At 56.4% G+C, this 564-nt stretch carries 1 pseudogene; it reads right to left on the bottom strand.

Annotated features, from left to right (window positions below):
- Positions 1-511, bottom strand: a pseudogene (locus ACP7DW_RS28680) (IS3 family transposase); the annotation flags it as partial.
- Positions 512-564 lie beyond the last annotated feature (53 nt).

A 564-nucleotide genomic window follows, 5' to 3' on the forward strand; every position in this document is an offset into this window, starting at 1 on the left:
TGCACCAGCTTGACGACAGTTTGTGCCCTGTCCAGGCACTGTCGCTCACGCTGACGGCGCTGGTAATAGGCTTGGCGGCTGATGCCGACACAGCGGCAGGCCCGCTCGACGCTTAATCCTTCGACTTGCTTGCGCGCGATGACCTGCCCAAAGGCTTTTTTACCGGCACCCCGTACTCGTCACGCAGGACGTCGAGAACCGCTTCGAACAGCGCGGATTTCTGTCTTTCTTCCTTGAGTTGACGCTCCAACTCCTTGATGCGTTGCTCTGGCGTCAGTGGCTTGCTCGGCTTGTCTGTCATCATCGCGCTCCGTTGGCTTCGGCCCCGTGGATGCGTCCAATCCTGCAGGCCGTGTTTACGACACCATACCAAAACTGTCGACCGACCCTGTATTCCGTAGCGCAGTTGCGCCTGCCTGTACGTCATCTCGCCTTTTTCCACCTGCTCGACAACGCTCAATTTAAAAGCCAGACTGTAATCGCGCTGGCTGCGCCTAAACCCTTGTTCCATTTGACACTCCTTCTCTGCATCGAAAAAGTGTCAACTTATTCCAGGATGGGTCA

The organism is Janthinobacterium sp. PSRC1-1 (assembly GCF_049897525.1).
In the GTDB taxonomy this organism is placed as follows: Bacteria; Pseudomonadota; Gammaproteobacteria; order Burkholderiales; family Burkholderiaceae_D; genus Janthinobacterium; species Janthinobacterium tructae.